Origin of the sequence: Bacillus cereus group sp. MYBK95-2, assembly GCF_051915225.1 — a bacterium.
GTDB lineage: Bacteria > Bacillota > Bacilli > Bacillales > Bacillaceae_G > Bacillus_A > Bacillus_A cereus.
Genome location: NZ_JBQAEH010000001.1, coordinates 329,095 through 350,298 on the forward strand (window position 1 = coordinate 329,095; position 21,204 = coordinate 350,298).

A 21,204-nucleotide genomic window follows, 5' to 3' on the forward strand; every position below is an offset into this window, starting at 1 on the left:
CCGCCCTCCTAATCTAATTTTTCGATAGCTTCAACAACTTGTTTCATTTCTTCATTTACATGCTCTTCTTCGCTGATTAGCTGTTTTAGCTTTGCAACAAGTCGCTGTCGCTCTTGAAACTTTTGAAGTAATACTAATTTTTCTTCATATTCTTCAAGCATCGCTTCAGTCCGTTTAATGTTATCATACACGGCTTGGCGACTTACATCAAATTCTTCCGCAATTTCACCAAGAGATAAATCATCTAGATAATAAAGCGACATATAACTTCTTTGTTTTTGCGTTAACAACGATTGATAAAAATCAAATAAATAGTTCATTCTCGTTGTTTTTTCGAGCATGTTGGATCATCCTTTGTTAAGTGATTTCCCTTTACATGAATTAGTTTACATGTAGTCCAAAAGAGTGTCAAGTTTTTTTCTTAACATCATATATTTTTTATAGAAAAAGAAGCGGAAATACCGCTCCTTTCACTTATACTTCTTCTGTTTCTACTAAGTTCGCAAATAAACCATACACATATTGTTCTGGATCAAACTGTTGCAAGTCATCCATTTGCTCTCCTAATCCAACAAACTTCACTGGTACATCCATTTCGTTACGAATCGCTAATACAATACCACCTTTAGCAGTTCCATCTAACTTCGTTAAAACAATACCAGTTACATTCGTTGCTTCACGGAATGTTTTCGCTTGGCTTAAACCGTTTTGTCCTGTTGTTGCATCAATAACAAGTAATACTTCATGAGGAGCACCTGGTACTTCACGCTCAATTACACGCTTCACCTTCTCTAATTCTTTCATTAAATTTACTTTATTTTGCAAGCGTCCTGCTGTGTCACATAGTAATACATCTACCTTACGTGCTTTCGCAGCTTGTACAGCGTCATACATAACCGCCGCTGGATCAGATCCAGATCCTTGTTTAATCACTTCTACACCAACGCGATCGCCCCATACTTCTAATTGTTCAATCGCTCCAGCACGGAATGTGTCTCCTGCCGCTAATAGGACTGACTTACCTTCTGATTTAAACTTATGCGCCAGTTTACCAATTGTCGTCGTTTTTCCTACACCATTAACACCAACAAATAAAACAACCGTTAATTGGTCCTCTTGCATATTAATTTCGTTACTAAAATCGCTGTCGCCTTTGTAAATTCCTACTAGTTTTTCTGAAATAACAGCTTGTACTTCTTTTGGATCTTGAATGTTACGACGTTGTACTTCTTCTTTCAATTGGTCAATTAATTCCATTACCGTCGCAACGCCAACGTCTGCACCGATTAAGATCTCTTCTAACTCTTCGAAAAAATCTTCGTCCACTTTACGGTAACGATAAACTAAATCATTCACTTTATCCGCAAATGAATTTCTCGTTTTTTCTAATCCTTGTTTAAATTTCTCTGTAACTGTATCCGTTTGTTTTGAAATTTTTTCTTTTAGTTTTTTAAAAAAACTCATACTTTCCCATCCTTCCTATTCACTTGCAATAAGTTCTTCTCCGGCGTCTAAACGAACCGAAACAAGTTTAGATACCCCTGATTCTTGCATTGTTACACCGTACAACACATCAGACTCTTCCATTGTACCTTTTCTATGTGTAATTACAATAAACTGCGTCTCATTACTGAATTTCTTTAAATACTGTGCAAAACGAGCTACATTCGCCTCATCAAGGGCTGCCTCTACCTCATCTAGTACACAGAATGGTACTGGGCGTACTTTTAAAATACCAAATAAAAGCGCAATTGCTGTTAAAGCACGCTCTCCACCTGAAAGTAAACCTAAGTTCTGCAGTTTCTTCCCTGGCGGTTGTGCTACAATATCAATACCCGTATTTAGTAAATCCTCTGGATTAGTCATTACTAAATCCGCTCTACCGCCTCCAAATAATTCAGAGAATACCGATTGAAACTCCATTCTAATGCCTTCAAACGTAGTAGAAAAGCGTTTTTTCATTTCTTCATCCATTTCGGTAATAAGCTGGTGCAATGTCGCTTTCGCTTCTTCTAGGTCGTCTCTCTGCTCTAGTAAGAATGTATGACGCTCCGCTACACGTTCATATTCATCAATTGCCCCTAGGTTCACTGTACCTAACTCTTCTATAGATAATTTGATTAATTTTACTTTCTTACGCGCATCTTCTGCAGGCATTGTCATTGTATATTTTAGTTTTGCCGCTTCAAATGAAATCGTATATGTTTCACGTAAATGTTGTAATCTATTTTCCAACTCTACATCAAGTCGATTTATTCTCACTTCTTGATCTTTCAACATTTCAAGAATATATTTATGTTTACCTGTCGTTTCTTTCAAATTGCGCTCTAAATGTTCTACCCTCTCTTGCAACGATACACGTTGTTCACGACGAGAGCGAATTAATTCTGAAGTTTGATTACGATCATATGCTTTCTTCTCAATCATATTCGTAATTTGCTCTTCACCACTTGAATTAGATGTCATTTCTTGTTTTAAGAACGCTAAATCCTCTTTCGTTTTTACAAGTGTCGCATCCGTTTCTTCTTTTTCCTTCGTCAATCGTTCAACTTTTTCTTTTTGATTAAATAAGCGTTGTTGCTTTTCAGCTACCAGCACTTTTAACTCCGTCATTTCTTTTTGAACTTTTTCTTTCGAAGAATGTTGCTCACTTTTTTGTTTTGTTAAAGCTACAATTTTACTATCTAACTTAGTGATATCAGCTTGAAGATTCGTTAAAATCCCTTCTAACTCCTCTTTACGCCCTTGCATTTTTACTCGATCTTGTAAAAACCCTTCAATCTCTAAATCATAAATAGACAATCGATCATTAATACGATGTTCTTCTAATTCTAGACGATTAATCTCTTCTCTTAATTTCTGCTCATCTACACGATCTACTTCTACAGTTTGCCTTAGTTCGCGTATTTTCACTTCTTTTTCTTGAATCTCTTGTTTTACTGCTTTAACAAAGTTTTCTAACTTCATTGTTTTTTCTTCCATATCAGTTAACTTGCGAGTCCACTCTTCCAGTTCACGTTGGCGTCCTAATAAAGAAGATTTCGCTTGCTTTACCGCCCCACCAGTCATAGAACCGCCAGGATTCACTACATCACCTTCGATTGTTACAATGCGATAACAGTATTGCAGTTGTTTCGCCAACTCATTTGCTCCGCGTAAATCTTTCGCAACAATAACCGTACCTAATAAATTTGAAACTACATTTTCATATTTATTGTTGTACTGCACAAGTTCTGCCGCCACACCTACAAACGATGGGTGTTGATTTGCAATGCGTAATTGCTCAAATGATAAAGACCTGCTTTTAATAACAGCTTGCGGTAAAAACGTTGCACGTCCATGTTTATTTTGCTTTAAAAATGCTATCGCATTACGAGCATGCTCCTCTGTTTGTACAACAATATGCTGCATCGCTGCACCTAGAGCAATTTCCATTGCAACTTCGTATTCTTTCGGTACCGTTAACAGTTCCGCAACAGCACCCTCGATACCTTGCAACCTATTTTCTCTAGCTTTCAATACTTCACGTACACCTTGATAGAATCCAGAATAATCTTCTTGCATCTCTTCAAGCATTTCTTTTCGAGAACGTGCCTGTTGCACAAATTGATATGCTTGATACAGTTTTGTTTCATTTTCACTATACTGCGTCTTACATTTCCCAAGCGCCGCCTCTGTCTTCTGTATGTTTGAGAGAATGCCAGCTACTTTTTCTTTCGCTTGTTCGTAACTTTCTACAAGTTTCGTCTTTTTCGCTGTAATTTCCATACGCATTTCTACATATTTCGCATTCTCTTCATCTAGACGCTCGTTTTTAGACGTTTGCTGTTTAGATTGTTCTTCAATCATAGATAATTCATTACGATGACTAGCTTGTTGATTTAAAAGCTCAATATAGTCACCTTTTAAATTCTCAATCTGTTCCTCTAAATTGTCAGCAAAAGTAGCAAGCAGTTGCTCATTATCATGCAATTTTTGCTCCAACTCTTTTACTTCATTCACAAATTGCATTAAAGCTTCTGTACTTGACTCAATCTCACCATCGTAACTTTTAGTTTTCTCTGTTAATTCAACAATTAACTGCTCAAGTTGCGCACAATGCGTCGTAGCATTTTGCTTTCTCTCTTTTAACAACTCGCGCTGCCCTTCAAGTTTTTCTAGCTCTTTACTAGAAAGAAGAAGTACTTCTTGCAACGAGTCTACAGACTCATCTACCGCTTGTAATTGTCCTCGTAATTCCTCAAGCTCTTCTTCACTTTTTTGTAAATTCGTTGACATTTTAGCTTCTTCGTTTTTATTATGCCCAAACTGATTTCGAAGCGCTTCCCATTTCTCGTGCAATTCTTCAATTTCATGGACAATAAGCGCAGCTTCTACTTTCTCTAATTCTTCTTTATTCTCAAGATAATCTTTCGCAATAGAAGCTTGTCTTTCTAAAGGTTCTACTTGACTACTTAATTCATGAATTATATCTTGTACACGATTTAAGTTTTCTTGTGTTTCTGCTAATTTCCCTTCAGCTTTCTTTTTGCGAAGTTTGTATTTTAGTACGCCTGCCGCTTCTTCAAATACACCTCGACGCTCTTCTGACTTACTACTTAAAATCTCTTCCACTTTCCCCTGGCTAATAATTGAAAAAGCTTCTCTTCCCATACCAGAGTCCATAAATAAATCGATAATATCTTTCAATCTACATGATTGTTTATTAATATAAAAATCACTATCACCTGAACGAGATACACGACGTGTTACACACACCTCATTGTATTCAATTGGTAAACGTTGATCTTCATTATTTAAAGTTATTGTTACTTCAGCAACATTAACCGCTCTCCTCGTATCACTGCCTGCAAAAATAATATCCTCCATCTTTGCACCACGTAATGATTTTGCAGATTGTTCACCAAGTACCCAGCGAATTGCATCAGTAATATTACTTTTCCCGCTTCCATTAGGTCCTACTACAGAAGTTACACCTGGGACAAAATCAACAGATACACGCTCAGCAAAAGACTTAAACCCTGCTATTTCTAATCTTTTTAAAAACACGAAAGGCCTTCCTCCTATTCTCCGTCGTTATAAATGTTCTCTATACAAAAACAAGTATTATACGGATTTACCTTCTTTTTCATTATAAACAAAAAGAAAGTTTCATTCTATGCACAAGGAATCCCCCTCATTCAAAGGGGGATTCCTTATAGTTGTTCTTTTAATTTTTTCAATGCTTCTGCAGCAGCTTGTTGCTCTGCTTCTTTTTTCGACTTACCACTACCAAGACCTAAAGCTACGTTATTTAACGTAACACGTGACACAAATTCTCGATTGTGAGCTGGTCCTTTTTCTTGCAAAATTTGATACTCAACATTGCCACTGCCATCACGCTGAATCAATTCTTGCAACTGACTCTTATAATCCATCACATGAGAAAAAGCACCCTCATTAATTTTCGGATATACAATTTCTTTTAAGAATTCCCAAACTGTTTCTAGCCCTTGATCAAGATAAAGGGCACCAATAAACGCTTCAAAGACATCCGCTAATAAAGCTGGTCGTTCACGTCCACCTGTCATTTCTTCACCTTTTCCTAATAAAACAAGGCTACCAAATGACAATTCGTTCGCAAAACGAACAAGAGATGGCTCACATACAATAGCTGCACGTAGTTTTGTTAACTCTCCTTCGCTCATTGTCGGATATTTTTGAAACAGATACTGCGATACAGTCAGTTCCAATACTGCATCTCCAAGAAATTCAAGACGCTCATTATCTTCATGCGGTTTTTTTCGATGCTCATTCACATACGATGAATGCGTAAATGCTTGAATCAATAATTTTTCATCTGTAAACGTAATACCTATCTTTTCTTGAAACACTTTAAATGCTTCACGATATTTTGTTTCGTATTTTTTTTCTCTATATTTTCGGTACGGCATAGGTCCCTCCAGATATAAGCCAGAAAGCCCCGCTAAAAAACGGGACTTCACTTAAGCATTATAGATGACTCTCTATGTAAGTCACAGCATCGCCAACAGTAGCAATCTTTTCAGCATCTTCATCAGAAATTTCCATTTCGAATTCATCTTCTAATTGCATTACAAGTTCTACTACATCTAGGGAGTCTGCTCCTAAATCTTCCTTGAAGCTTGCAGCTGGTACTACCTCAGTCTCTTCTACTCCTAAACGATCAACGATGATTTTTGTTACGCGCTCTAAAACATCTGCCATTCCATTCACCTCCCCTCAAATATTATATTAAATATTGACCAAAAAAACTAGGTGAAATCGATTCTTTTATTACATTACCATACCGCCATCAACATTTAACGTTTGACCTGTAACATATTTGCTTTGATCAGAAGCAAAAAACGTTACAGCATTCGCGATATCTTTCGCTTCACCAAATTGAGCAGCTGGAATAACTTTTAACATTTCGGCTTTAATATTCTCATCTAGTACATCCGTCATATCAGTCGCAATAAAGCCCGGCGCAATTGCATTCACTGTAATATTTCGACTTGCTAACTCTTTTGCAGATGTTTTTGTTAATCCAATAACACCCGCTTTAGCAGCAACATAGTTAGCTTGTCCTGGGTTTCCTATAACACCAACAACCGAAGCGATGTTTATAATTCTACCGTGACGTTGACGCATCATATAACGAGATACTGCTTTTGTACATAAGAATACACCTTTTAAGTTTGTATTAATAACTGTATCCCATTCTTCTTCTTTCATACGCATTAATAAATTATCTTTCGTTACACCAGCATTATTTACAAGAATATCAACTTGTCCAAATGTATCTACTGTTTGTTTCACCATATTTGTAACATCATCAGCATTTGCAACATCTGCTCTTACCGCAATTGCATCAGAACCTAATTTTTTAATTTCATCTACTACTTCATTTGCTTTTTGTTCATTACCAGCATAATTTACTACTACATTTGCCCCTTGTTTCGCTAAATCAATCGCAATCGCGCGACCAATTCCACGTGAAGCGCCAGTTACTAATGCTACCTTCCCTTTTAACATCAGTTTTCTCCTCTCAAATTTGAAATGGTATCTTTTAATGTCTCTTCATCGTATATCGCATATGCTTTTACTGATGAATCAATTGACTTCATAAGTCCAGCAAGTACTTTTCCAGGTCCAATTTCAATAAATGTATCTACTCCCTGGTTCACCATATATTCAATAGACGGGTACCATAATACAGGCGAATAAAGCTGTTCGATTAACTTTTCTTGAATGTCTGCACCACGTGTAATAACTTCCGCCGTAACATTTGCAATAACAGGAATATTCGTGTCATGAATTGTAATTTCATTTAAAACACTTTGGAACTTCTCAGCTGCTGGCTTCATAAGTGAAGAATGGAATGGCCCACTTACTTTTAGTGGAATCGCTCTCTTTGCACCATTTTCTTTCGCTCTTTGAGAAGCAACCTCTACGCCTTGCTTCGTTCCAGAAATCACAATTTGCTTCGTACTATTCATATTAGCGATTTGCACTGCATATCCTTCACTTGTTACTTCTTCTGTAACTTGTTTCAGCATATGTGGGTCAGCACCTAATATAGCTGCCATTGCGCCTTCCCCGCCCGGAACAGCTTCTTCCATATATTCGCCACGTTTCCTTACAGCATATACAGCATCTTCAAAAGTTAATGCACCAGCTGCTACAAGAGCACTATATTCACCTAAACTATGACCAGCGACAAAGTCAGGTGTAATGTCATACTCTTTCAAAGCTGTCAAAATAGCAAAACTCGTTGTTAATAATGCAGGCTGCGCATTTGTTGTTAATGTAAGCTTTTCCTGCGGTCCTTCAAAAATCACTTCTGAAAGTGAATCTTCCAACACCTCATCTGCTTTTGCAAACACTTTTGCAACCTCTTTATTATTCTCTGCTAATTGTTTACCCATTCCAACTGCCTGTGAACCTTGGCCCGGAAAAAGAAATGCTATTTTTCCCATTTCAAATCCTCCTCTTATTGGAGTGACTCTTTCTCCATTACGCTTGAAATCGTAGGAATTACTTCTTTCGCTACCATTTCTCTCGTTTGACGAATCGCACTAAATATCGACTGATCATTAGAAGAACCGTGAGCCTTAATGACAGGTGCTTTCAATCCAAATAATGCAGCTCCTCCATACTCCGAATAATCCATTTTATCTTTTAATACCATAAGTTTTGGCTTTAATACCGCCGCTGCTAATTTGCTCGTAAATGAACTCATTAACTGTTCTTTCAACATAGAGAATAGCGCAAGTGCTGTTCCCTCTAATGATTTCAACGCTACATTCCCTGTAAAACCATCACATACAACAACATCTGCTACACCTTGCAATAAATCTCTTGATTCAACGTTCCCCACGAAATTAATTGGCGCATCTTTAAGCATTGCAAATACTTGCTTTGAAAGCTCGTTTCCTTTTCCATCCTCTGTTCCAACGTTTAATAGTCCAACGCGAGGATTTTCAATTCCTCTTACCTTCTCAGCATAAACAGATCCCATTACTGCATATTGATATAAATGAATTGGTTTTGCATCAACATTTGCTCCAACATCTAACATAACAAAACCTTTTCCATCTACAGTTGGCATTGTAGGCGATAAAGCTGGTCTCTCAATTCCTTCCATACGACCGACTACAAATAATCCAGCTGCCATTAAAGCTCCTGTACTACCTGCGGATATACAAGCGTCTGCTTCTCCATCCTTTACTTGTTGTGCCGCAAGCACCATTGAAGCTTGTTTTTTTCGACGAACCGCTCTTACTGGTTCCTCCGTTGATTCTATTTTTTCGTCTGTATGAAGAATAGTAATTCTTTCATCACTCGTTAAGTATTGACGAATTTCCTCTTCTTTCCCTACTAACGTAATATGTAAATCAGAATATTCCTTAATAGCTTTCATTGCCCCTAATACTACAGCCTTTGGAGCGTGATCTCCGCCCATTGCATCTATTGCGATTTTCATAAGTTGTTACCTTCCTCACTATAATTACTAGATCGATACATTTCAAAAGTGCCTGTAAAAACAAGTTCTTCTCCAACGAAGCTACGCACTTTGACAACCGTCCGTCCTTTATCATTCTCTACATCTTCAACGCGCGCTTTTGCAACAACACGCTCTCCTAATTTTACAGGGCGAATGTATCGAATGGTAGACTTTGCAGTTAAAGCTAATTCTTCATCAATAACCGCAACAGCTAGTGAGTTTGCTTGCGCAAACAGATGATGCCCACGAGCGATTTGATTTCTTTTAAATACATGTTCTATCTTTACTTCAAAGATAGAGATTGCATGTCTATCTAATTCAATATCAATAATTTCTCCAACAACCTCTTCTAACGGTAAAGATTTCACATCTTCTTCATGTTGCTTTGTAGCTACATGTTTAATTCTCTCTCTTAATTCAGGAATAGACAATTCCATACGATCAAGTCGTACCGTTTGTATACTCACTTGAAATTTTTCCGCTAAATCTTCATCCGTAATAAAAGGATTTGATTCGATTGTTTGTTGTAATAACTCTTGTCTTTCTTTTTTACTTCTTCTTTTTTTCATACCGCACCATCCATTTTTATGACTAGGTACTAACAGTAGTATATAATCATTAAAAGTAGAATGCAACAAAAACTTTTGTTGACTCCCTTTAATCGAGCTTCTCTCCTTGGAACACACCTGTCCCATCAAGATACGTACGCAAGGCAGCATACTGATCATTGTGCCAAAACGCTTCTGAATCTACTAGTATCGCCGCATCTTGCCTTGCCGTTTCTAACGCTCGATAATCATGTACCATGTCAGCAACCTTAAATTCTGGTAAGCCACTTTGCTTACTCCCAAAGAAATCTCCAGGACCTCGTAATTCTAAATCTTTTTCTGACAATACAAATCCATCATTTGTTTCAGTCATTATGCGCATTCTTTCTTTCCCTGTTTCTGATTTAGGGTCTGCTATTAATAAACAATATGATTGTTCACTACCACGGCCGACACGCCCTCTAAGCTGATGAAGCTGCGATAAACCGAAACGTTCTGCATCATAAATAACCATTACAGTCGCATTCGGTACGTTCACACCTACTTCAACAACTGTTGTCGATACAAGAATTTGTACTTTATTTTCACTAAACTGTCCCATTATCTCTTCTTTTTCCTGAGACGATAATCTCCCATGCATCAATCCAACTTGGCATTTCCCTTGGTAATGATGCGTCAGCATACTATGTAAATCGATAGCATTTTGCACATCAAGTTTCTCAGATTCTTCAATTAGAGGACAAATAACGTATGCCTGTCTTCCTTTTTTTATCTCCTTTTCAACGAAACCGAGAACGCGATCTAACATATCATGTTTTGCCCAGTATGTTTCAATCACCTTTCTACCTGCTGGCATCTCATCGATTATCGAAACATCCATCTCTCCAAATGCAGTAATTGCAAGCGTACGCGGAATTGGTGTCGCTGTCATAAATAATACATCTGGACTTTCACCTTTCTCCCGTAAAACTCGGCGCTGCGCTACACCAAATCGATGCTGTTCATCTGTAATAACGAGACCCAACCTATGAAATATAACTTCATCTTGAATTAAGGCATGCGTTCCAACAAGAATATCTATTTCTCCTTGTTCTAACTTCGCTAAAATTTCTCGACGTCTCGCCCCTTTAACAGAACTTGTTAACAGTTCCACCTTCATACCAAAATGCGAAAACGTTTCAGCAAGCGACTGATAATGTTGCTCAGCTAAAATTTCTGTAGGAACCATTAAAGCACCTTGATAATGAGCTAATTTCGATGCATAAAGACCAATCGCAGCAACAACTGTTTTCCCAGAACCAACGTCACCTTGCAATAGTCGGTTCATCCGATAAGGAGATGTCATATCTTTCAAAATTTCATCTACAACTCGGCGCTGCGCACCCGTTAATGGAAACGGCAGTGCATCGATAAATTCTTGTAATTCTGCTGACGGAATCTCTTTCTTCGTCCCTTTTGAATTTTCCCTCTCCATTTTCCGGAGCGTTTGCATTTTCAGCTGAAATAAGAAAAATTCTTCATATACAAAACGGCGACGCGCTTGCTTCAAATCTTCCTGTCCTACCGGAAAATGCAATGCCCTGAGCGCTTCATATCTTGGTAATAATTTATATCGCCCTAACAAACCATCCGGTAACACTTCGACTATAGAATCTCCATATTCCTTTAACGCTTGAGCAATAAAACGACGCATCTGTTTTACTGTAAGTTTCCCCTTTACTGAATAAACAGGTTCCACTTCTTGTTGACGTACAACCGGTCCAAAATGAAGTTCTGATGCAGCAATTGTTTGACGATGTTGATCCCATTTACCAGTAATCGTTATCGTTTCATCTAACTTTAATTTTTGCTTATAGTAAGGCCTATTAAAACATACCGCCGTAATTAAGTAACGACCGACGAGAACACGAACTGTTAAACGCGATTTCTTCTTACCATAATATTGCAGCAAAGGAGCACTATGAACCTTCCCTTCAACCGTTACACGTTCATCATGCTTTACTTCAGCAAGATCTTTCATCGCATAATCTTCATAACGGTACGGAAAATGTTCTAATAGATGAGAAACTGTATAAATACCCATCTCATGTAGTAACTCAGATGTTTCTCCTCCGATCCCCTTTACATCCGTAACAGGAACTTGTACAACATCATTCAAGATTCTCACACCCCGTCACATTATTTTCTTTATTGCATTTTATTTGAGTACCAATTAGCATCTGTAATCGCTCTCTTTCACCTTATATATTCTATCATAGGCATTCTAAGAGAAACTACTCAAATCCCTTATATAAAACAAGTAAAAAAGAGCCTCACTATTAGCAGCAAGGCTCTTTTCTCTCTTCAATATGCTAGCCTTTTGAATAAAAACTAGTAATAAACTTCATATTACTACTTCTTATCCATTAGCAAGTAAGTAATCCATTTATTTTCAAAACGAATCTTATCTTATTCTACAGAGAAGATGAAAGAATACACTGGTTGGTTTCCAGCATGTACTTCTACTTCTGCATCTTCAAATTTCTCTTCTACAAATTCAACTAACTCCGCTACTTCTTCATCAGTTGCATCTTCCCCTTGTAGAATCGTTACGATTTCAGAATCTTCATCAATAAGCGCTTCTAGTAATTGCTTCGCAGCTCCTACTTTTTCAGCATTTGTAGATACAATTTTCCCATCTGCAATACACATGAAATCATCTTTTTGAATTGCTACACCATCAATTTCCGTATCACGTACAGCATACGTAATTTGACCTGTTTTCACATGAGATAAAGCTTCTTGCATGTTTTCTTCATTCTCTTCTAACGTTCCAACTGGGTTAAATGCTAACATTGCTGCCATACCTTGAGGAACTGTTTTCGAACGAACAACAATAACTTCTTGATCTACAACTGATGCCGCTTGTTCTGCTGCCATTACAATATTTCCGTTATTCGGTAAAATAATGATTTTTTCAGCATTTGCTTCTTCAATTGCCTTCACGATATCCTCCGTACTTGGATTCATCGTTTGACCACCTTCGATAACTTTCGTTGCGCCGATGCTCTCAAATAAAGTTTTAATACCAGATCCCATAGCTACAGTTACGATACCATATGGTTGTTTTTCTTTCGATTGAGCTGGTTGCTCAGGAACCATAGTAGGTTCATCTAACAAAGCAGTATGCTGTTCACGCATATTTTCTACTTTAATCTTAATTAAACTACCGTATTTTTGCCCGTAGTTCATAGCGTCTCCAGGATGTTCTGCATGGATATGAACTTTTACAATTTCATCATCAGACACAACTAGTAGAGAATCACCATATACACTAATATCTTCACGGAATTTTTGTTCAGAGAAATTATGCTCTTTCACCTTTTCAGCCTCTAATTTCACCATGAACTCCGTACAATATCCATACTTAATATCTTCTGTACTCAATTGGCTTTGTACACTACGGTGATGTTCTGCGCGTACCATTTCATTCATAGATGGTTGCGTCGGTGCATCAGAAGAAATCGTTTCTCCTTTTAAGTCAGCTAAAAACCCTTCGTATACCACTACAAGACCTTTACCACCGCTATCTACAACGCCAACTTGTTTTAATACAGGTAATAAATCTGGCGTACGATTTAACGATGCGTTTGCTTCTTTCACAACGTCTTCCATAAACAAAACAAAGTCGCGCTGTTTTTTCGCAACTGTTACTGCATATTTACCCGTTTCTCTTGCAACCGTTAAAATCGTTCCTTCAATCGGTTTCATAACCGCTTTATAAGCCGCCTCTACTCCAGCTTCTAGTGCTGCAGCAAAATCAACTGTTGTTAATTCTTCTTTTTGTTCAATGGATTTAGAGAAACCACGGAACAACTGAGATAAAATAACTCCAGAGTTACCACGAGCTCCCATTAATAATCCTTTGGCTAAACTTACGCCGACTTTACCAGCATGCTGTGAAGGATTTGCTTTCACTTCACGCGCACCTGAAGTCATAGATAAGTTCATGTTTGTACCGGTATCGCCATCTGGAACTGGAAATACGTTTAATGCATCAACAAGCTGAACATTATTTGTTAAATTATTCGCTCCTTGCATGATCATTTGTGATAAACGTTTTCCATCAATTTTTTGAATTGACACAGATTTTCCTCCTTAATGCACATTACAAGTTTATTACTTTAACTCCTTGTACGTAGATGTTTACAGAATCTACTGCTAGTCCTACAGTTTGATCTAATGTATATTTCACTTTCGTCTGCACATTATGTGCCACTTCTGAAATTTTCGTACCATAGCTCACAATAATATACATATCAATATGTACTTCATCTTCATCTTTACGAACAATAACACCTCTAGTGAAGTTTTCTTTTCGTAAAATGTCTGTTAATCCATCTTTTAACTGATTTTTTGATGCCATACCTACGATACCGTAGCAATCTACCGCGGCACCTCCAGCAATTGTTGCAATTACATCTGTACTAATATCAATTTGACCGTACTTCGTTTTAATTTCAATTGACATCTCGTTTCCCCCTTCATAAATGGTGAAAGTGAGCTAGACTACTTTAGTTACTATCATATAATCTTTTTAAAGAAAATTCCATCGTTCTTTCTTTTCACTCTCATATTTTATGTTTTAAATTACACTTTTTTATGATGAGCAAAATAGTCCATTGTTATTATACAACATGTACCACTATAATATGTCAAGCAATTTTTATGGATTTCAACTTTTCTTCATTGACATATAGTGTCAAGTAAATTTTCTTGATTTCTTTTTTCTACGGTGTTGCATTCTCTTTTTAGTTGTGTTAAATTATAGTAGTGTTTTTAGCATCGCATAAAAGACTAACATTGAAAAATTACGTATGGTAAGGTATCAAGGGAGGGAAATATAAATGGCTCGTGTTTGTGCTATTACTGGAAGAAAAGCTCGTTCTGGTAACTCTCGTTCTCACGCAATGAACGCTACAAAACGTAAGTGGGGCGCTAACCTTCAAAAAGTTCGCGTACGCATCGACGGAAAAGTTCAACGTGTTTACGTTTCTGCTAGAGCATTAAAATCTGGCAAAATCGAACGTGTTTAATAATAAAAAAAAGAGCCGATAGGCTCTTTTTTTACTATAACAATGGAAAAAGCACCGGTGATAGGTGCTTTTTTTAATCTTTTTTGAAGGTATTTAACATTGCACGAACAATTCCACCAAGAAATTTAGGTAACTTAATTGTATAAAATCTCATGGTTTCCCTCCTAATCCCCATTACTCCACTTGGTCACTATATGATGTAAGGAGCAAAATTGTTTCTTCAATCAGTGCTTCTTATCAACATTAATATGCCAGAAGTAAATGAAAAAGTACCTTTTTCCTCAACGAGTTCGTTACTAATACAAAGTGTTGATCCCCACTCTATTGTTTTATTAGTAAGCGGGTACTTAAAACCAAACAATGTAATCCCTTCCACTATTTCAGTAACTGGTACAAAAGATACATAAGGAAAATTTTTATTTTCTTCAATTATATGTGTACCCACTTTTTTAACTGTTATTTCATTTTTATTGTCCACAATACACATTTCTATCTCTACTTCTAACCCTTTTAAAAGCATCTGTATATTTGCCAAACCGTGATCAAGCCTTCCACCGGTAGCACCAAAAATACGAATTAGTGCCGGCTTCTGTCCTAATGCCCAGTTAATTGCAATTTCTAAATCCGTTTGATCTTTTTCTCGTGGAACAATATGTAATTCGTTCGTTTGCTGTCCCATCCATACTAATTCTTCTTCGGTAACTGAATCGTAATCTCCAAACGCAACAGCCGGTGTAATCCCTTTCTTTAATAGACGGTATACTCCCCTATCAACCGCTGCCCACACTACTTCCTCATCCTCATATCGAGCAAAATCTGCACAATATTCCGAAGGTCCTCCTGCCAAAATATGAATAATCATTTTTTCTTCCCCTTCCATTGTAAAAAGGCAATCTGCCATTCGGTAGATTGCCTTTTTACATATTTTTACGCTATCCTATGAATACCTTACTAGGATAAAGTTCATCACTACCCACGAATTACGCGAATTGCTTCACCGCGGTCTTTTTGATTGTATACTGCTGATCCAGCTACAAGTACATTTGCTCCTGCTTCCACACAAAGTCTTGCTGTTTCAGCATTTACACCACCATCAACTTCAATTTCTACTTCTAGATTGCGCTCTTTCACCATGTCTGCAACTTGTTTAATTTTCGGTAATACAGAATGGATAAACTTCTGTCCACCAAATCCAGGGTTTACTGTCATAAGTAATACCATATCTATATCTTCTAATACATGCTCAATTACTGAAACTGGCGTATGTGGATTTAATACAACGCCCGCTTTAATACCATGAGATTTAATTAACTGAATTGTACGATGTAGATGTGGACACGCCTCTACGTGAACAGTAATAATATCCGCTCCCGCTTGTGCGAAAGTCGGGATATAGTTATCAGGATTTTCAATCATTAAATGTACATCTAATGGTAATGATGTAATTGGACGGATAGCTTCTACAATTAACGGTCCAATCGTAATATTTGGTACGAAATGTCCATCCATTACGTCAACGTGAATGTAATCCGCTCCGCCCTTTTCTACATCTTTAATCTCTTCCCCTAATTTTGAAAAATCTGCTGATAAAATCGATGGTGCAATTTTAATCATAACTAATACCTCGGCTTTCTCTCTCTAATTTCTTCTACGAATTGTTTATAGTTCTTATAGCGATATTCTGTAATCTTCCCTTCTTCAACCGCAGCTTTCACCGCACATTTCGGTTCAGAAAGATGTGTACACCCTCTAAATTTACAGTATTGGCTCGCTTCTTTCAACTCTGGAAAACAATATGTAAGATCTTCTACTTCTATATCAATGAAATCTAGTGAACTAAAACCCGGTGTATCTGCTACTAGTCCACTCCCAATTGCAATTAATTCTACGTGTCTTGTCGTATGCTTCCCGCGTCCTAAATGGGAGGAAATATCATTTGTTTTCAGCTCTAATTCTGGACGTAGCACATTAAGCATTGAAGATTTCCCCACACCAGATTGACCCGCAACGACAGAAACACAATTTTCTAAGTATGGTTTTAATATATCAATACTTTCTGACGTATTAATAGAAGTAAATAAAACATCATAACCCATCTCACGATAATCATTCGCATAAGCTTCAACAGTTGCTTTCATCTTTTCATCTACTAAATCCATCTTGCTAATACAAATAATTGGCTTAATGTTATGATATTCAATCAGCACTAAAAATCGATCTAACAGTCCAGGATTAAAATCTGGTTCTACTGCAGAGAACACAAGGATCGCTTGATCGACATTAGCAATAGGAGGTCTAACAAGTTCATTTTTTCGATCAAACACTTCAAGCACATAACCTTCAGTTGGATTATCTGCCTGAAAAACAACTTGGTCTCCTACAAGTGGTGTAATTTTATTTTTTCTAAATACACCTCGTCCACGACATTGCGTAACCCCTTCTTCATGCTGCACGTAATAAAACCCACTTAAAGCTTTTATAATTTTTCCTTCTGGCATAGAATTCTCCTTTTTTGTATAAGGTGATGCTGAATTTAAAAATGAATGGATTTAAATTTTCTAAATAACGATTTCAAAACCTACCATATATACTTTTGCTAATATACATTAAATTTCCCATTAAATGCAAAAAAATATTTACAGCTGCATCACTTTACTAGCTTTTTGAATCATATATTTTTGCCTGCTATACCGTCCACTTTGTAGACAGCATAACAGGCAATAATAATAAGTAGACTTTCACTATTATTGAGTTGGATATGGTACTTCTTTATCAATAATCGTTACTCCATCTCGTACAATTTTATAGTGTCCCTTTGAACCTTCTTGAATTACAAATTCTAAAGAAATAGTCGCTGATTCAGTAATTGTTCTCGTTTCAACCGGTCTATCCATTTTTTGCTGCATGTCTTCTTTATAAATTTCTATTGTTTGCGGCTTTTTTTCACCTGTTACAGCAGGCTCATATGGGATAGAGATATTGTCCAATTTTACCGTTTTAGTCACTTTAGGCTTTTGACCATCAGAGATAATAATAGTTACTTTATCTCCCTCTTTTAATGGTGTACCTGGTTTTGGAAATTGCGAAATTACAAGTCCTTTTTCGACTGTATCTGAATACTCTCGTTTTATATCTGACGTTAGTTTTCTCTCATTCAAATAACCAGTTACACTATTTTCAGTCCACCCCGAAAAGTCACCTGGTCTAATTTGATAAGGACCTTTACTTACCCAGATTTTCAGTTCTTGCTCCGCTTCTATAACCATTTGATCAGGCGTCGGAATTTGCTCTACAATTTCACCTTTCGGCTTATCATTTTCAATATAATTTACTGTAACTTGTTTATATTTTTCTTCTAACTCAGCTTTTACACTCTCAAAGTTTTGCCCTGTGAAATTCGCCATCTTACTTTTCTTTTTCCCACCTGATTGATAGATAGTAATTTTAGCGTTTTCTTTTACGACTCTTCCTGCTACAGGGTCCGTTTTTATTACATCCCCAACTTCAACATCATCTGTATATACAATATTAGGCTCCGTCACCTCAAAGCCCTTTTCTACTAATGTATTTACAGCTGTCGTGTATTTCATACCAGCCACATCAGGAACTTTCACATCTTTCGGAATAAATAATCCTGGAATAACCGTAAGCGCTAATGTTATTCCTATTGCTAAAAATAAAAATGTTGAAATTAAAACTTTAAGCCACTTGTTACTCCGTTTTTTCTTCTTATCTAACTCAGCTGCTTCTGCTCTTATCGGTTCTTCCACCTTACTCCCTTTTAAAACAATCGTTTCATCACTTACATTTTCAAATAATTGTTCTTGTTGAATAATCGGAATCGCTTTCGTCGCTTCCATATCTTCTGGTATGTAAAACGGTTGCTCATTTATCCTCTCTGGATATAGCGCAGTTTCAATATCTCGCTTCATCGCATTGGCAGATTGATATCGATGGAACGGATCTTTTGCAGTTGCTTTTAATATAATATTTTCAACACTTTGCGGAATATTTTCATTCCATCTTTTTGGTGATGGGATTTCACTTTGTAAATGTTTTAAAGCTATAGCAACAGCAGATTCGCCAGAAAACGGTTGTCTTCCTGTTAACAATTCAAACATAACTATCCCAAGAGAATAGATATCTGATTGTTTATTTGCTATTCCGCCACGTGCCTGTTCTGGTGATAAATAATGGACTGAACCGAGCACTGAATTTGTATGTGTAATTGTTGTTGCACTTGTAGCTGTCGCAATTCCAAAATCTGTTACTTTTATTATTCCATCAGCTCGAATTAAAATATTGTGCGGCTTTATATCACGATGCACAATTTCAAAATGATGGGCGTGTGCCATAGCGGATGTTAACTGCTCCATAATATCAAGAGCTTCTCCTATAGGTAACATCCCTCGCTCAATTATGTATTGCTTCAATGTTTGCCCTGGTACATATTCCATGACAAGATAGTATATACCATCTTCTTCTCCGACATCATACATATTCACAATATTTGGATGCGACAACGTTGTAACAGACTGCGCTTCTCGATGGAAACGTTTAATAAACTCTTCGTTATTTGAGTAGTCGAGTCTTAATATTTTTACCGCTACATCTCGGCCAAGTATATCATCATGAGCTAAATATACATTGGCCATTCCGCCACCACCAATCATTTTCAGCAGCTTATAACGGTCATTTAAGCGTTTTCCAATCAGCACGTTGCACTTCACCTACTTTCGTTTGTCGAACCCGCATAATCAATAAGAACAAGTGTGATATTATCTTCTCCACCGCGATCATTTGCCAATTGAATGAGACACTGCCCTTTACCTTCAAGCTGTTCATTTAACTGTAAAATTTGTCGCATATCATCAATAGAAACTTTGTTTGATAACCCATCAGAGCAAAGAAGTAATTGATCATCTTCCTCAATCACCAACGTTTTAACATCTAACCCAACTTTTTCTTCTGTTCCTAATGCTCTTAATAACACATTCTTTTTCGGATGATACTCTGCGTCTTCCTTTGAAATTTCACCATGTTTCACCAGCTCATTTACAAGTGAATGATCTTCCGTTACTAGCGTCATTTCTCCTTCTGATACCATATAGCAACGACTATCTCCTATATGCCCTATTGTCACAAAGTTTGGTGTACAAACAGCTATTATAAGCGTTGTTCCCATACCATTACATTCTGCATTTTGCTGAGCATATTCATATATACGCTCATTAATAATCCCAACACTAGTATGTAACCATTGTTCTACTTTTTTCGGCTCATTCATATTATGTGTTTGCTTCCAATAATCATGGAATAATTGAATGGCCATCGAGCTAGCTACATCACCAGCTCGATGACCTCCCATTCCATCTGCTACTACCGCTAATACATTTCCATCTAAATTGTGAAAAACTCCTGCACTATCTTCATTATGTTGACGAACTTTTCCTTTATCCGATAGAAATACGGCTTTCATCTCGTCACCTCGTCTCTTCTTTGCGCTCCTTCGCACGCAACTGACCGCAGGCTGCATCAATATCATGACCTTGTTCACGGCGAATCGTTACATTCACTCCACGATCTTTTAACGTTTTCTCGAACAAGAAAATTTGTTCACGTGGCGTACGTACATAATCACGTTCAGGTACGTAGTTTACCGGAATCAAGTTCACATGACATTTTACACCTTTTAAGAGCGCAGCAAGCTCTTCAGCATGCTCTACTTGGTCATTTTCTCCTCCAAATAATCCATATTCAAAAGTAATACGACGCCCCGTTCTATTTACATAGTATTTAATAGCTTCCATTAAATCTGGTAATTTATAAGCACGGTTAATCGGCATTAATTTTGAACGTAATTCTGAGTTTGGAGCATGCAATGAAATCGCAAAATTAATTTGTAGATCTTCTTCAGCAAACTTATAAATTTTCGGGATAATTCCACTCGTCGAAACAGTCATATGTCTCGCACCAATATGAAGTCCTTTTTCATGGTTAATGATGCGTAAGAATCCCATTAAATTATCATAGTTATCAAATGGTTCTCCAATCCCCATAACAACAAGAGAACTTACACGTTCTTCTGTTTCATCAAGCGCACGCTGAACTTCTACTACTTGCGCTACGATTTCTCCAGCTTCTAGGTTTCGCTTTAATCCACCAAGTGTCGAAGCACAGAACGTACACCCAATACGACAACCAACTTGCGTTGTTACACAAATGGAATTTCCATATTCGTGTCGCATTAATACCGTTTCAATAGAATATCCGTCATATAATTGGAATAAGAATTTAATTGTTCCATCCGAAGACGTTTGTTTTACTAACGTTTTTAAAGTAGTAATATCAAAGGAATTCGACAATTTATCACGCAATCCTTTAGAAAGGTTTGACATATCCTCATAATTTTTTACACGTTTTTTATATAACCAATCAAAAATTTGTCCAGCACGGAACTTCGGTTCTCCTTGTTCCTTTAACCAATCTTGCATTTCATGAAGTTGTAAAGAGTAAATTGATGGTTTCTTCGTTTCTAAATTTTTCTTTTGTTTTCTTACAGTCGTTTCCATGA

Annotated in this window: 20 protein-coding genes; 1 reads left to right on the forward strand and 19 read right to left on the reverse strand. The window is 37.0% G+C overall.

What is annotated here, in order from left to right; genetic code table 11:
• Positions 1 to 8 precede the first annotated feature (8 nt).
• The 12 genes from ACTFN4_RS01565 to ACTFN4_RS01620 all read right to left on the reverse strand — a co-directional run bounded on the left by ACTFN4_RS01565 (position 9) and on the right by ACTFN4_RS01620 (position 14,065).
• The gene (locus ACTFN4_RS01565; protein ID WP_000891062.1) at positions 9 to 341 is read right to left on the reverse strand and encodes a putative DNA-binding protein; all 333 of its coding nucleotides are present in this window, start codon (positions 339 to 341) and stop codon (positions 9 to 11) included.
• A 133-nt stretch (positions 342 to 474) separates the two neighbouring features.
• Positions 475 to 1,464 carry a signal recognition particle-docking protein FtsY gene (ftsY, locus tag ACTFN4_RS01570; RefSeq protein WP_000007655.1) on the reverse strand — a complete coding sequence of 330 codons (990 nt, stop codon included), beginning with the start codon at positions 1,462 to 1,464 and terminating at the stop codon, positions 475 to 477.
• Between the two features lie 15 nt (positions 1,465 to 1,479).
• Positions 1,480 to 5,049 carry a chromosome segregation protein SMC gene (smc, locus tag ACTFN4_RS01575; RefSeq protein WP_439962039.1) on the reverse strand — a complete coding sequence of 1,190 codons (3,570 nt, stop codon included), beginning with the start codon at positions 5,047 to 5,049 and terminating at the stop codon, positions 1,480 to 1,482.
• A 146-nt stretch (positions 5,050 to 5,195) separates the two neighbouring features.
• Positions 5,196 to 5,933, reverse strand: a complete 738-nt coding sequence (gene rncS / locus ACTFN4_RS01580; RefSeq protein ID WP_001146875.1) for a ribonuclease III — start codon at positions 5,931 to 5,933, stop codon at positions 5,196 to 5,198.
• A gap of 58 nt (positions 5,934 to 5,991) precedes the next feature.
• Complete coding sequence (gene acpP, locus ACTFN4_RS01585; protein WP_000786062.1) at positions 5,992 to 6,225, reverse strand: acyl carrier protein; 234 nt, start codon at positions 6,223 to 6,225, stop codon at positions 5,992 to 5,994.
• Positions 6,226 to 6,294: 69 nt separating this feature from the next.
• The gene (fabG, locus tag ACTFN4_RS01590) at positions 6,295 to 7,035 is read right to left on the reverse strand and encodes a 3-oxoacyl-[acyl-carrier-protein] reductase (protein WP_000911773.1); all 741 of its coding nucleotides are present in this window, start codon (positions 7,033 to 7,035) and stop codon (positions 6,295 to 6,297) included.
• Complete coding sequence (gene fabD / locus ACTFN4_RS01595; RefSeq protein WP_000515899.1) at positions 7,035 to 7,979, reverse strand: ACP S-malonyltransferase; 945 nt, start codon at positions 7,977 to 7,979, stop codon at positions 7,035 to 7,037. Before fabD ends, fabG begins: the two co-directional genes overlap by 1 nt.
• A 14-nt stretch (positions 7,980 to 7,993) precedes the next feature.
• A complete protein-coding gene (plsX, locus tag ACTFN4_RS01600) occupies positions 7,994 to 8,986 on the reverse strand; it encodes a phosphate acyltransferase PlsX (protein WP_000684100.1) in 993 nt (330 codons plus the stop codon).
• Positions 8,983 to 9,576, reverse strand: coding sequence for a transcription factor FapR (fapR, locus tag ACTFN4_RS01605; protein WP_000747348.1), 594 nt, complete (start codon positions 9,574 to 9,576; stop codon positions 8,983 to 8,985). The genes plsX and fapR overlap by 4 nt, the downstream gene beginning before the upstream one ends.
• An 88-nt stretch (positions 9,577 to 9,664) precedes the next feature.
• Positions 9,665 to 11,713 carry an ATP-dependent DNA helicase RecG gene (gene recG, locus ACTFN4_RS01610; RefSeq protein WP_439962040.1) on the reverse strand — a complete coding sequence of 683 codons (2,049 nt, stop codon included), beginning with the start codon at positions 11,711 to 11,713 and terminating at the stop codon, positions 9,665 to 9,667.
• 290 nt (positions 11,714 to 12,003) lie between these two features.
• Positions 12,004 to 13,680, reverse strand: coding sequence for a DAK2 domain-containing protein (locus ACTFN4_RS01615; protein WP_000027129.1), 1,677 nt, complete (start codon positions 13,678 to 13,680; stop codon positions 12,004 to 12,006).
• Positions 13,681 to 13,702: 22 nt separating this feature from the next.
• The gene (locus ACTFN4_RS01620) at positions 13,703 to 14,065 is read right to left on the reverse strand and encodes an Asp23/Gls24 family envelope stress response protein (protein ID WP_000021109.1); all 363 of its coding nucleotides are present in this window, start codon (positions 14,063 to 14,065) and stop codon (positions 13,703 to 13,705) included.
• Positions 14,066 to 14,441: 376 nt separating this feature from the next.
• On the opposite strand from ACTFN4_RS01620, the gene rpmB reads away from it, so the two are divergent.
• The gene (gene rpmB / locus ACTFN4_RS01625) at positions 14,442 to 14,630 is read left to right on the forward strand and encodes a 50S ribosomal protein L28 (protein ID WP_000124776.1); all 189 of its coding nucleotides are present in this window, start codon (positions 14,442 to 14,444) and stop codon (positions 14,628 to 14,630) included.
• A 73-nt stretch (positions 14,631 to 14,703) separates the two neighbouring features.
• On the opposite strand, the gene spoVM is transcribed toward rpmB, so the two are convergent.
• The 7 genes from spoVM to rlmN form a co-directional block, all read right to left on the reverse strand.
• Positions 14,704 to 14,784, reverse strand: coding sequence for a stage V sporulation protein SpoVM (gene spoVM, locus ACTFN4_RS01630; RefSeq protein WP_001213599.1), 81 nt, complete (start codon positions 14,782 to 14,784; stop codon positions 14,704 to 14,706).
• A 66-nt stretch (positions 14,785 to 14,850) separates the two neighbouring features.
• Positions 14,851 to 15,531: a thiamine diphosphokinase gene (locus ACTFN4_RS01635; protein WP_002026234.1), complete on the reverse strand. Its 681-nt coding sequence runs from the start codon at positions 15,529 to 15,531 to the stop codon at positions 14,851 to 14,853.
• Positions 15,532 to 15,599: 68 nt separating this feature from the next.
• Positions 15,600 to 16,244, reverse strand: coding sequence for a ribulose-phosphate 3-epimerase (gene rpe / locus ACTFN4_RS01640; protein WP_000589974.1), 645 nt, complete (start codon positions 16,242 to 16,244; stop codon positions 15,600 to 15,602).
• Positions 16,245 to 16,246: 2 nt separating this feature from the next.
• Entirely contained in the window at positions 16,247 to 17,128 is an 882-nt protein-coding gene (gene rsgA / locus ACTFN4_RS01645; RefSeq protein WP_001113932.1) for a ribosome small subunit-dependent GTPase A, read from the reverse strand.
• Between the two features lie 246 nt (positions 17,129 to 17,374).
• A complete protein-coding gene (pknB, locus tag ACTFN4_RS01650; RefSeq protein ID WP_000904747.1) occupies positions 17,375 to 19,348 on the reverse strand; it encodes a Stk1 family PASTA domain-containing Ser/Thr kinase in 1,974 nt (657 codons plus the stop codon).
• A gap of 8 nt (positions 19,349 to 19,356) precedes the next feature.
• On the reverse strand, positions 19,357 to 20,109 hold the full coding sequence (locus tag ACTFN4_RS01655) for a Stp1/IreP family PP2C-type Ser/Thr phosphatase (protein ID WP_000648701.1): 753 nt from the start codon (positions 20,107 to 20,109) through the stop codon (positions 19,357 to 19,359).
• Between the two features lie 4 nt (positions 20,110 to 20,113).
• Positions 20,114 to 21,202 (reverse strand): 23S rRNA (adenine(2503)-C(2))-methyltransferase RlmN, encoded by a 1,089-nt coding sequence (gene rlmN / locus ACTFN4_RS01660; RefSeq protein ID WP_000450540.1) that lies wholly within the window; start codon positions 21,200 to 21,202, stop codon positions 20,114 to 20,116.
• Positions 21,203 to 21,204 lie beyond the last annotated feature (2 nt).

What these genes read in the sequence shown, in the direction of transcription:
- ACTFN4_RS01565 (WP_000891062.1), bottom strand. Translation starts at nt 341, where the DNA reads ATGCTCGAAAAAACAACGAGAATGAACTATTTATTTGATTTTTATCAA.
- ftsY (WP_000007655.1), bottom strand. Translation starts at nt 1,464, where the DNA reads ATGAGTTTTTTTAAAAAACTAAAAGAAAAAATTTCAAAACAAACGGAT.
- rncS (WP_001146875.1), bottom strand. Translation starts at nt 5,933, where the DNA reads ATGCCGTACCGAAAATATAGAGAAAAAAAATACGAAACAAAATATCGT.
- acpP (WP_000786062.1), bottom strand. Translation starts at nt 6,225, where the DNA reads ATGGCAGATGTTTTAGAGCGCGTAACAAAAATCATCGTTGATCGTTTA.
- fabG (WP_000911773.1), bottom strand. Translation starts at nt 7,035, where the DNA reads ATGTTAAAAGGGAAGGTAGCATTAGTAACTGGCGCTTCACGTGGAATT.
- fabD (WP_000515899.1), bottom strand. Translation starts at nt 7,979, where the DNA reads ATGGGAAAAATAGCATTTCTTTTTCCGGGCCAAGGTTCACAGGCAGTT.
- plsX (WP_000684100.1), bottom strand. Translation starts at nt 8,986, where the DNA reads ATGAAAATCGCAATAGATGCAATGGGCGGAGATCACGCTCCAAAGGCT.
- fapR (WP_000747348.1), bottom strand. Translation starts at nt 9,576, where the DNA reads ATGAAAAAAAGAAGAAGTAAAAAAGAAAGACAAGAGTTATTACAACAA.
- ACTFN4_RS01620 (WP_000021109.1), bottom strand. Translation starts at nt 14,065, where the DNA reads ATGTCAATTGAAATTAAAACGAAGTACGGTCAAATTGATATTAGTACA.
- rpmB (WP_000124776.1), top strand. Translation starts at nt 14,442, where the DNA reads ATGGCTCGTGTTTGTGCTATTACTGGAAGAAAAGCTCGTTCTGGTAAC.
- spoVM (WP_001213599.1), bottom strand. Translation starts at nt 14,784, where the DNA reads ATGAGATTTTATACAATTAAGTTACCTAAATTTCTTGGTGGAATTGTT.
- ACTFN4_RS01635 (WP_002026234.1), bottom strand. Translation starts at nt 15,531, where the DNA reads ATGGCAGATTGCCTTTTTACAATGGAAGGGGAAGAAAAAATGATTATT.
- rpe (WP_000589974.1), bottom strand. Translation starts at nt 16,244, where the DNA reads ATGATTAAAATTGCACCATCGATTTTATCAGCAGATTTTTCAAAATTA.
- rsgA (WP_001113932.1), bottom strand. Translation starts at nt 17,128, where the DNA reads ATGCCAGAAGGAAAAATTATAAAAGCTTTAAGTGGGTTTTATTACGTG.
- ACTFN4_RS01655 (WP_000648701.1), bottom strand. Translation starts at nt 20,109, where the DNA reads ATGAAAGCCGTATTTCTATCGGATAAAGGAAAAGTTCGTCAACATAAT.
- rlmN (WP_000450540.1), bottom strand. Translation starts at nt 21,202, where the DNA reads ATGGAAACGACTGTAAGAAAACAAAAGAAAAATTTAGAAACGAAGAAA.